The 9918-nt window shown below is 70.0% G+C and carries 7 protein-coding genes; 5 read left to right on the top strand and 2 right to left on the bottom strand.

The window, feature by feature from the left end; genetic code table 11:
• Positions 1 to 488: 488 nt before the first annotated feature.
• Complete coding sequence (locus ACWGIC_RS43670) at positions 489 to 1577, bottom strand: 3-deoxy-7-phosphoheptulonate synthase (protein WP_452081831.1); 1089 nt, start codon at positions 1575 to 1577, stop codon at positions 489 to 491.
• A 289-nt stretch (positions 1578 to 1866) separates the two neighbouring features.
• Here ACWGIC_RS43670 and ACWGIC_RS43665 point away from each other — a divergent pair, with 289 nt between their 5' ends.
• From ACWGIC_RS43665 to ACWGIC_RS43655, 3 genes are all read left to right on the top strand, one after another.
• Positions 1867 to 2892: a 6-phosphofructokinase gene (locus tag ACWGIC_RS43665; protein ID WP_452081830.1), complete on the top strand. Its 1026-nt coding sequence runs from the start codon at positions 1867 to 1869 to the stop codon at positions 2890 to 2892.
• Between the two features lie 81 nt (positions 2893 to 2973).
• On the top strand, positions 2974 to 4257 hold the full coding sequence (locus tag ACWGIC_RS43660) for a S41 family peptidase (RefSeq protein WP_452081829.1): 1284 nt from the start codon (positions 2974 to 2976) through the stop codon (positions 4255 to 4257).
• 9 nt (positions 4258 to 4266) lie between these two features.
• Positions 4267 to 4701, top strand: coding sequence for a VOC family protein (locus ACWGIC_RS43655; RefSeq protein WP_452081828.1), 435 nt, complete (start codon positions 4267 to 4269; stop codon positions 4699 to 4701).
• Positions 4702 to 4765: 64 nt separating this feature from the next.
• Here ACWGIC_RS43655 and ACWGIC_RS43650 read toward each other — a convergent pair whose 3' ends face one another.
• The gene (locus tag ACWGIC_RS43650) at positions 4766 to 6511 is read right to left on the bottom strand and encodes a putative Ig domain-containing protein (protein ID WP_452081827.1); all 1746 of its coding nucleotides are present in this window, start codon (positions 6509 to 6511) and stop codon (positions 4766 to 4768) included.
• Between the two features lie 164 nt (positions 6512 to 6675).
• Between ACWGIC_RS43650 and ACWGIC_RS43645 the strand changes: the two genes are divergently transcribed.
• Together ACWGIC_RS43645 and ACWGIC_RS43640 are read left to right on the top strand one after the other, a co-directional pair.
• A complete protein-coding gene (locus ACWGIC_RS43645) occupies positions 6676 to 9492 on the top strand; it encodes an ATP-binding protein (RefSeq protein WP_452081826.1) in 2817 nt (938 codons plus the stop codon).
• 35 nt (positions 9493 to 9527) lie between these two features.
• Positions 9528 to 9918 (top strand): exonuclease domain-containing protein (locus ACWGIC_RS43640; protein WP_452081825.1); only part of this gene is annotated, 391 nt, incomplete at its 3' end.

Here is a 9918-nt window from a genome sequence, read left to right as displayed (position 1 = left end):
GGGAAAGATGCCTTGACAAGCACCCGCCGTCCGCATTTTCGGCTTCGTATCGGGGTGCGGGGGAGTGTGGATGCCTTGGCGGGGTTGGGTGCGCTGGTGGGTTTGTGTGCGCGGGCTGGGGTTGGGCAGGTGGGGCGCGGGCTTTGGGTGTTTGGTGGGGTGGGTGCGCGGGTGCGGTTGGGTGGCTGTTTGGTGAGGTTGGGTGGGGCGTTGCGGTTCGTGGGGCGGGGGCTAGCGCCCCAATGTGGCATTGGGTGCATGCGACGCACCGAACGCCACATTGGGTGCATCTGACGCACCCAATGCCACATTGGGGTGGTCTGGGTGCGGGGGTGAGTGGGTCGTGAAGGGCTCCTTGAGGGAATCTGGGGCTGTGAAGGGGCCCCTCACGGACATCGGCTGGTCGTGAGGGGAACCCTGAGGGAATCTGGGTCCGTGAGGGTTCCCCTCACGGACCGCGGCGGCAGCGAGCGAGGGCAGGGCTGGGGTCAGCGGCGGGTGCGGACGGCGGAGGCCAGGGTGTCCAGCAGGGTGTCGGTGGTGTCCCAGTCCATGCAGGCGTCGGTGATGGACTGGCCGTAGGTCAGTTCGGACGAGTGGCCCAGCACCAGGTCTTGGCGGCCGCCGACCAGGTTGCTTTCCAGCATCAGGCCGGCGATGCCGCGTTCGCCTTCGGCGATTCGGGCGGCCAGGTCGCGGACTACTTCCGACTGGCGGACGTGGTCTTTGTTGCTGTTGCCGTGGCTCGCGTCGACGACCAGGCGTTCCGGGAGGCCGGATTTCGCCAGGCGCGCGAGGGTTTCCTCGACCGACGCCGGGTCGTAGTTCGGGCCGGAGGCGCTGCCGCGCAGGATGACGTGGCAGTCCGGGTTTCCGGAGGTGGTCACGAGGGCGGCCAGGCCGTCCACGTTGATGCCGGGGAAGACGTGCGACGCGGCGGCGGCGCGGGTGGCGTCCACGGCTACCTGGATGTCGCCTTCCGTCGAGTTCTTGATGCCGACTGGCATGGACAGGGCGCTGCACAGCTGCCGGTGGACCTGGCTGGCGGCGGTGCGCGCGCCGATCGAGCCCCAGGTGACGATGTCGGCGATGAACTGCGGGGTGATCGGGTCCAGGAATTCGCAGCCGACCGGCAGGCCGAGGGCGGAGACGTCCAGCAGCAGTTTCCGGGCCAGGCGCAGGCCCTTGTTGACCGCGAAGGTGCCGTCCAGGTCCGGGTCGTTGATCAGGCCCTTCCAGCCCAGCGTGGTGCGCGGCTTTTCGAAGTACACCCGCATCACGATGTGCAGGTCCTCGCGCAGCGACTCGGCCTTGGCGGCCAGGCGGCGGGCGTAGTCGAGGGCGGCTTCGGGGTCGTGGACCGAGCACGGGCCGACGATCACGGCGAGGCGGTCGTCCCGGCCGTCGAGGATGTCGACGGTTTCCGCGCGGCCGTTTTGCACGACTTTCGCGACCGCGGCGTCCACGGGATGGTCTTCGCGCAGCAGGGCGGGCGAAATGAGGGGACTGACCGACGTGGTGCGGCGGTTGTCCAGCGTGCTCGCGTCAGCGGGGGCGGCGACGAGGCGGGTGCTCATGAGCGGGTGGTTCCTTCCTGGTGGACACCGACCCGCGGGGGACTCGCCGAGCCGGTTCGAGATCCGGCTCGGGGTGGAGGTCAGCGCAGGTTCACGCCGCCGTGCCCACCCGGGGCCGGCTTCGTAAACCAGAAATAGCGCTGCACGGCCCCAAGGTAACACACCGCTGAACAGGCTCTGCCAGGACCGATTCGGCAGGTGGTCCGCCCTGCACCGATCCAGATCCGAGCCGCTACGCTGTCCTCGGACTGTGACTGCACTCTCCCTGCGAGGAAGACGGAGGCAACAGATGCGTGTCGGTGTGCTGACGGGGGGCGGCGACTGCCCCGGCCTGAACGCGGTCATCCGCGCGGTGGTCCGCAAGGGCGTCGAGGTGCACGGCTGGGAGTTCGTCGGCTTCCGCAACGGCTGGCAGGGCCCGCTGACCGGCGACAGCCGGCCGCTCGGCCTCGCCGACGTCGAGGACATCCTCACCCGCGGGGGCACCATCCTGCGGTCGTCGCGGACGAACCCGTACAAGGTCGACGGCGGCGTCGACAAGATCCGCGAGGTGCTCGCCGACCAGGGTGTCGACGCGCTGATCGCGATCGGCGGCGAGGACACCCTCGGCGTCGCCAAGCGGCTGACCGACGACGGCATCGGCGTGGTCGGCGTGCCCAAGACGATCGACAACGACCTCGGAGCCACCGACTACACGTTCGGCTTCGACACCGCGGTCTCCATCGCCACCGAGGCGATCGACCGGCTGCACACCACGGCCGAATCGCACCACCGGGCGCTGGTCATCGAGGTCATGGGACGGCACGCGGGGTGGATCGCGCTGCACTCCGGCCTGGCCGGCGGCGCGAGCGTGATCCTGGTTCCGGAACGGCAGTTCTCCGTCGACCAGGTCGTGCAGTGGGTCGAGCGCCGCTTCGAGAAGGAGTACGCGCCGATCATCGTCGTGGCCGAGGGCGCGCTGCCCGAGGGCGGCGAGGAGAAGCTGCTGACCGGCGAGAAGGACGCCTTCGGGCACGTCCGGCTCGGCGGCATCGGCAACTGGCTCGCCGACGAGATCTCCGAGCGCACCGGCAAGGAATCGCGCGCGGTCGTGCTCGGCCACGTCCAGCGCGGCGGCACCCCGACCGCGTACGACCGGGTCCTCGCGACCCGCTTCGGCCTGCACGCGGTGGACGCGGTCGCCGACGGCGACTTCGGCGTGATGGTGGCGCTCAAGGGCACCGACATCGTCCGCGTGAAGCTGTCCGAGGCGACGGCCGAGCTGAAGACCGTTCCGCTGGAGCGGTACCAGGAAGCCGAGGTCTTCTTCGGCTGAGCCCGGGTAGGGGCAACCCCACTACGGTGCCGGGGGCGTGCGGTATTCCGCGCGCCCCCGGCTTTTTTCTACCCTCGGCTCGTGCGAATCTTCCTGGCGGGCTTGACGATGCTCTCGGTGGCCGTCTTCCCGAATTCCACTGTGGACGGTGTGTGGCGGACCGACGGCTACGGGCAGCTGGTCCAAGTGTCCGGCGGCAAGCTGACGACCTACGACGTCACCGGGGTCAGCTGCCTGCCCGGCACGCTTTCCGGAACCGGCGACGGAACAAGGTTTTCGACGAACGAAGGCTCGGTCGTCACCATCCGGCCGGGTCGGATGAGTTACGACAACAACCTGGGCGTGCGGTCGTTGCGCCGGGTCCCTGGCGGGTTGCCGCCCGCGTGTCAGGCTCCGTCCGTGGAACTGTTCGACGTCTTCTGGCGCACTTTTGCCGAGAACTACCCGTTTTTCCGGGCGAAAGGCGTCGACTGGAAGTCCGAAGGAGACGCTGCCCGCCGCGAGATCGCCGCGCACCCGGAACGGCTCTTCGACGTCCTATGTGGACTGATCCGTCCGTTGCACGACGCTCACGTCGGTCTGCTTGCCGCAAACCAGCATTGCTCTTCGCCTCGGCCGGGCACCCCGGACCTGAAAACGACCGTTCCGCGCATGATCGCCGTAGCCGACGAGAACCTCGGCGTGCCGATCCAGCGGATCCAGCGCTGGGCCGACGGAGCCATCGCCTACGCGGATCTGCCGAACAGCCTCGGGTATCTGCGCATAAGCGGATTTCACGACTATGCCGACACTTTCGCCGCCAGCAGCAAGGTACTGGCGACAGCGCTGGACGAGATCTTCACCGCCGGCCGGGTGCACGCCTTGCGCGGCTTGATCCTCGACCTCCGCGTCAACGGCGGCGGAGACGACCCGCTCGGCTTGCAGGTCGCCGCCCGGCTGACCGATGTCCCGCACTTCGCCTACGCCAAACGGGCCCGCAACGACCCGGACGACCCAACACGATTCACTGTGCCGCAACCGTTCTTCGTGCAGCCCGCCGTCGTGCCGCGCTACACCGGGCCGTTGACGGTACTGACCGGCAGCCTGGACGTTTCCGCGGGAGAGACGTTCCTGCAGGCATTGTTGAACCGGAACCCGCGGCCAGTCCTGATCGGACAGTCCACTCAGGGCGCTTTCTCGGACATGCTGGAGCGGACTCTGCCGAAGCCAGGCTGGAAGGTGGCGCTGCCGAACGAGGAATACCTCGATCCGCACGGCCGCAGCTACGACGGCACCGGCATCAGCCCCGACCTTCCGGTCCCGGTTTACGACCCGGACGACCTCGCCGCCGGGCGGGACCCGGCGCTGGCCGCCGCCCGCCGGTAGGGTGAGCGCATGGGGTCAGTCAAACAGTTCCAGGTCACTTTCGACTGCGCGGAACCCGCGCGGGTCGCCCGCTTCTGGTGCGAGGCGCTGGGGTACGTCGAACCGCCGCCGCCGGAAGGATTCGCCGACTGGGCCGAGTTCGACCGGACCCAGCCGCCCGAGGAGCAGGGCTCGTGGGCGGCCTGTGTCGATCCCACGGGAGTCGGGCCGCGGCTGTACTTCCAGCGCGTGCCCGAAGGCCGGGTGGTGAAGAACCGGGTGCATCTCGACATTCGCGTGGGCACCGGTCTCGTGGGCGAGGAACGCCTCGCGGCCCTGAAGGCCGAGGCCGAACGGCTGACGGCGCTGGGGGCGTCGGTGGTGCAGGTGCTGGTCGCCGACGGCGTGAACGAGTCCTGCATCCCGATGCAGGACGTCGAGGGCAACGAGTTCTGCCTGGACTGAGGGGAACTGGACTGACGGAAAACCGCCGTGCCGCGCGCGAAGCGACGGCACGGCGGCTGCCGGATCAGGAGACGGAAACGTTGGCTGGAGCGGTGAACGCGCCGCTCGACACCTGGTAGATCTGCGACAGGGTGAGGCTGCCGCTGGCCGGGATGGTGTCCTGGCCGGTGATCACGACGTGCCCGGTGGAGCCGGACGCGGTGCCCGGGTTCGTCGTCGACAGCGATTCGTTCGAGGGCAGGTCGAACGACAGCGTCCAGCCGTTCGCCGCCGAGGAACCGGTGTTGGTGATCGTGAAGTGCGCGAAGGCGCCGAACCCGTAGTCGTAGTCGGTGGCGAACTTCGCGGTCAGTTTGCCCACCGGAGCAGTCGTGACGGTCCAGGTGAACGGAGCCTGCGCGGTCGCCCCGGCGGAATCAGTGGCCGTCACTGTCACGTTGCTGGTGCCCGCGGTGCTCGGCGTGCCGGTGATGGAACCGGTCTTGCCGTCGATGGACAGTCCGGCCGGGAGGCCGTCCGCCTTGTAGGTGTAGGGCGAGGTGCCGCCGGAGGCGGTGACCTTCAGCGAAACCGCCTTGCCCACCACGCTGTTCTGGTTGCCCGGGTTGCTGACGCTCAGCTTGCCGTTGGAGCCGCCGCCGGGGGTCAGGCCGGTGACGCCGCGCGGGGTGCCGAGCCCGGTCGGGCCGTCCCAGCCGGTGCCCGCGTTGCAGATCACGGTGCCGCAGCTGCCGTTGCTGCCCGAGGTGACGTCGGTGAAGTCGCCGGGGTGCGCGTACGGGTAGGTCGCGGCGTTGTCGCCGTCCTTCGGCGTGCCCGCGAGAGCCCAGATCCCGGCGACGATCGGGGTCGCGAGGCTGGTGCCGCCGTACTGCGACTGCTGGCCGTTCACGTAGATCGTGATGCCGGTGTTGGGATCCGCGTCGGCCGAAATGTCCGAAGTGGCCCGATTGTCGCAGGCGGTGCTGATCCCGTTCTGGTACGCGGGTTTGCTGAACTTGCTCGAACAGCCGCTGCCGGTCTTGTTCCACGCGGTTTCGGAGTATCCGCTGCCGGAAGCGGTCAGCGTGGTGCCGCCGACCGCGATCACCTCGGGCGAGGTGGCCGGGTATTCGGCCTGCGAACCGCTTTCGCTGCCCCAGTCGCCGGTGGCGCCGAGGATGGCGACGCCCGGGTGGTTGTAGTGCTGCTCGGCGTCCGAGGGGATCGCGCTTTCGTGGTCGGCGTAGCTGTTGGACACGATCTTCGCGCCGAGCCGGACCGCGCTGTCGACGGCCGCCGCGAGGTCGCTGTCCTCGTTGCTGTTGCCCTCCACCAGCAGGATCTTGCAGTCGGGGCAGAGCGCGCTGACCGCGTCGACGTCGATGGCCATCTCGGTCGCCCAGCCCGAGTCGGTCTTGGACGGAAGCGTGCTCGTGCCGTCCTGGCCGACCACGGTCAGGCAGCCGTTCGCCTTGGTACAGGCACCCAGATTCCAGTGCGACCGGTAGTCGTTGAGGTCCTTTTCGATGCCGGGGTCGTCGAAGGCGTCGACGATCGCGACGGTGGTGCCGCCGCTCTTCATCCCGGCGACTCCGTAAGCCTTCTGCAGGTCGGCCGGGCTCATCGCGCTCGCCGGGCGCGCACCTGACGAAACCAGCTGCACGGCCTGGCATTTCGCGTAGCCCTCGGGGGCGTTGGCACACGACGCGGGGCTCAGCTGCGGTCCGGCGTCGGCGGCCGGGGCCGAGAGCGCCGCGACGCCCGCTCCCAGTGCGAGCGCGGCTCCGGCGGCGGCCAGCCGTCTCAAGGTCATTCCTGCACGCATCATCGCGTCCTTCCTCGTACGCCGCTGCCCGGAAGACGGGCGAAAAGCGGTGCCGCCATTGGATTTCACCGGGGCGGGGAGGAACCAGGAACAACCGGCACAACCGGCCGTTGTGCCGAACGGAACCCGACCTTCGGAGGATGTTCCGCGCCCCGGGGCGAGCGACGATGGACCGGCGGGAGGTGCGGGACATGCCGGACGGCGCGACGGAAACGTTCGACCGGACGCTGGTCCGGTTGCGCCGGGCAGCCGGGCTGACGCAGGAACAACTGGCACAGCGCTGCGGGCTGAGCACCCGCGGCGTGGGGAATCTGGAACGCGGGCAGCGGCATCCGCGGCGGGTCACCGTGCAGCTCCTCGCCGACGGTCTCGCGCTGCCCGAGGACGGCCGCGCCGAACTGCTGGCGGCCGCCCGGCGCGGCAGGCAGCGTCCGCCGGACCACCCGGTCCCGCCGCCCCGGCCGGCACCGGATCTCATCGGCCGCACCGAAGAACACGCCTTGCTGGACAAGCACATTTCGGGCACCGGCAGGCCGTTTCTGGTCTTCGCCGGACAGACCGGCATCGGCAAGACCCGCCTGCTGTCCGAAGCCGCGACCCTGGCCGAAGCCCGGGGCACGGTGGTGCTTTCCACGGCGTGCTCGCGGCACGGCGGAGAGCCGTACGCACCGCTCTCCGAGGCGTTCGCCCGGCACGCGGCCGAGCATCCCGCCGGACCTGGCCTGGCGTTCCTGCTGCCCGAACAGCGCACCGCCGAACCGGTTCCGCCCCGCTGGCTGATGTTCGCCGAAGCCGCCAAATTCCTCGACACGCTCGCGCGGCGCCGCGGTGTGCTCGTGATCCTGGACGATCTGCAATGGGCCGGTCCGGACGGGCTGGCGCTGCTGGCTTCGCTCGTGCAGGACGTCCGGCCGGACCGCGTCCGCTTCCTCGCGGCCTATCGCGACACCGAAATCGCCGAGGCCGAGCCGCTGGCTGACACGCTGCTCGATTTGTACCGAAAAGGCTTGCTTGTCCAGCATTCGCTGGCCCCGCTCGCGGACGACGACGCGACGGAGCTGTTGCACCACAGCGCCGGGACTGAGGTGGGACAGTCCGCCCGAGAACGGGTGCTGCGGCTGGCCGGCGGGCTCCCGTTGTTCCTGGTCCAGCTGGGACACGTGCTGGGCCGGTCCGGCAAACCGCCCGCCGAACTGCCGTGGGGCCTCGCGCACGCGGTGCGGCGGCAGCTGGGCTCGCTGCCCGAACGCACCGCGGAGGTGCTGACCCTGCTCGCGGTGGGACAGCAGCGGATGGACCCGGACGTGCTGGCCGCGGCCGCCGGGCTGGATCCGGCCGAACTGTCCGAAGTGCTGGCTCCCGCGCACACCGCGCGGCTGCTGGACGAGAACGCCGAGGGCGTCCGGCTCACCCACGAACTGGTCGCCGAGGTGATGAACGGAGACCTGCCGCCGAGCCGCCGGCACGTGCTGCACCGCAGGCTCGCCGAGGCGCTGGGCGGCGCGGCGGCGGCCTACCACTACACACACGCGCAGGACACCGAACGGGCCGCGCAGACGTTGCGGCACGCCGCGGAAAAAGCCAGCAGGCAAGCCGCGCACGACACGGCTGCCCAGCACCTGGGCGCGCTGGTCGACCTGCTCGACCGCACCGATTCGCAGACCGCCGTCGCCGAAGCGGCGGAAGCCTGGGCGGACGCGCTCGCCGCGGCTGGCCGGTACGACGCCGCGCTCGCCGCCGCCGAACGCGCGCTTTTGGTGTACCGCAAGGAAGGCGACGAGGAACGGCAACGCCTGGTCATCGCCCGGATCGGCTACCTGCACTACCAGCGCGGCACTCCGCGCGAGGGCCTGGCCCGGATCGCGCCGACGCTGACCGAGGACCGGCCCGGCGGATCGGCCGTACAGTTGCGGCTGGCTCGCGCCGCCAACCTCTACCAGAGCACGCGCTACCAAGAGTCCGTCGAGGTGTCCTCCGCCGCGATCGCCGCCGCCGAGGCAGTGGGAGACGAGCACGGTCTGGCGGGCGGTTACCTGCGTCGCGGCCTGGCAGCGCGCCTGCTCGGCCGTAACGCGGAAGCACTGACCGATCTGCACACCGCCGCCGCGACCGCGGAGCTGTGCGGTGACCGGGAGATCGTCGTCCGCGCGCTGACCGGAGTCGCGGTGCTGCACCACTACCGCGGCGAACTGGCCAGGGCCGACCGGCAGTTCGAGCGGATCCTGCGGCTGGCCGAAGAACTCGGCGACCGGGAACTGCTCAGCCGGGCGGTGTGCAACGTCGGCGCGAGCGCGGTCTACGTCGGCCGCTGGGGCGACGCGCGACGGCGGTTCAGCCAGGCATTGGAACTGGCGGGACACGGAAGGTCGCCGATGTGCGGCGCGATGGCTCTCATCGGTCGCGGTGGTTTGTGGTCAGCCTGCGGTCGCTATGACGCGGCAGCGGACGACCTGACGAAGGGCATTCAGCTGGGCCGCGAAAGCGACAATGCCGACATCATCTGCAACGCGTCGGCGCAACTGGCGGAGAACGACGTGCGCGCGGGACGCCCTGAGCGGGGTGTGGGTCGTTTGCTGCCTTTGCTTGCGCTGCAAGGGGAGCGCAGCTGGCAGATGACCGACGCTTTGCCGTTCCTCGCGGAAGCGCAACTGGCCGCTGGCGATCCGATCGCCGCAGGGGAGACCGCCGCGGAGGCTGTCGCCTGTACGGAACACATCGACCACATCCTCGCCCGCACGGACGCTTTCCGCGTGCAGGGGCTCGCTTTCCTTCGTCGTGGAGTGCTTTCCTCGGCGGAGGAAAGCCTGGAGGAGGCGCGTTCGCTGGCTGAGCGGATGGCTTCGCCGTACCTGCTTGCCCGGGTGAGTGCTGCGCATGCCGGGCTTTCGGAGCGCCGAGGCGAGGCTGCCGCTGCGGCCCGGGATCGGGAGCGGGCGGAGGAGTTGTTCACGGCGTTGCGGCGGGACGCGCTGGCCGAGGAGTGAGTGGACTATCCATATAGGACGGTGCGGAAACTCGGGTGCCTCGGCCGAGTTTCGAAGCGACCTGCTGGGAGAAGCAGCCGCCGCCCGGCCAGGTCAGCGAGATCGTCGGAATCGGGCTCACGGTGGTCGATCTGCGGGTCGGTGAGCGGCTGGCCAAGCACCGGATCCTGGTCCGCCCGGCCCGGTCCGCGGTGAGCCCGTTCTGCACGGAGCTGACCGGGCTGACCCAGGCCGAGGTGGACGGCGGCCTGACTTTTCGGGACGCCTGCCGGGCTTTGGCGGTCCAGCACCGCACCGCGGAGCTGCCGTGGGCGGCACACCAACGCGAAGGTCGCGTTCACCGCGGCTTACGGCCTGCGTCGCCGCCCCGGTTTCGCAAGGCGATGTCCGTGAGGGGCCCCCTGAGGGAATCAGATTCCCTCAGGG

This window comes from Amycolatopsis sp. NPDC054798 (assembly GCF_053611505.1).
This window is presented reverse-complemented; position numbering and strand designations above follow the sequence as displayed.